Origin of the sequence: Pseudomonas sp. WS 5503 (assembly GCF_012985385.1) — a bacterium.
GTDB lineage: Bacteria > Pseudomonadota > Gammaproteobacteria > Pseudomonadales > Pseudomonadaceae > Aquipseudomonas > Aquipseudomonas paracarnis.
Genome location: NZ_JAAQWI010000029.1, coordinates 1 through 992 on the forward strand (window position 1 = coordinate 1; position 992 = coordinate 992).

A 992-nucleotide genomic window follows, 5' to 3' on the forward strand; every position below is an offset into this window, starting at 1 on the left:
GTAGCAGTTAGAACTACATCCACCTTGTCGATGGTGTCGTTGATCGTGGTGGTTGCGCCGTTACCTGCGACTTCGAGTTTTTCGAAGTTGCCGCCGGAAGCGTCAGTAATCTTGACGGTCTGGCTGCTCTTGTCGATGAACACGTCATCGCTAGGAGCGGGCACGGTCACAGTGCCAACAGTGTCGCCAGCCTTGATGGTGATCGAAGAACCGTTGTCGAGTTTCAGCGTTACGTCAGTGCCCGCCTTGTTGGACAGCGTGGCGGTGTACGTAATCTGTCCGCCTTCGTTAACAGCGTTAGGCGCTGTCAGCGTCACAGTAGTGGTGTTGTCGGTACCCGGAGTGTCCGTAACGGTGGTGTTCACCGCGGTAGTGCCCGGCACCAGGTTCTCGAAATGCTCGCCGCCGGTCACGCCTTTGATAGCGGTGGTGACAGTTTGGTCGCGCTTGTACACATCATCAGGAGCAAGAACCGAAACGCTACCGCTCGATTGGTTTACGCCGATGGTGATGGTCTTGCCGTTGTCCAAGGTAACGGTGAGCGGGTTGGTGATGTTGGTCACCGGCGCGCCGTTTTTATCCACAAGGCTGGCGGTGTAGACGATGTTGCCGCCTTCGCCAACGGTGGTGGTGGCGGTCAGAACCACATCGACTTTGTCGATGGTGTCGTTGATCGTGGTGGTGGCGCCGTTGCCTGCCACTTCCAGTTTTTCGAAGTTGCCGCCGGAAGCGTCGGTGATCTTGACGGTCTCAGTGCTCTTGTCGATGAACACGTCATCGGTAGGCGCAGGCACAGTTACGGTGCCCACGGTCTCGCCAGCCTTGATCGTGATCGACGAACCGTTATCCAGCTTCAGGGTGACGTCAGTGCCCGCTTTGTTGGACAGCGTGGCGGTGTACGTGATCTGGCCACCTTCGTTAACAGCACTTGGCGCAGTCAAGGTGACAGTCGTGGTGTTGTCGGTACCCGGTGTATCGGTAACGGTCGTGTT

General features: G+C 57.3%; 1 protein-coding gene. It reads right to left on the reverse strand.

What is annotated here, in order from left to right; all coding sequences use genetic code 11:
• Positions 1 to 992 (reverse strand): immunoglobulin-like domain-containing protein (locus HBO10_RS30995; RefSeq protein WP_346343140.1); only part of this gene is annotated, 992 nt, incomplete at both ends.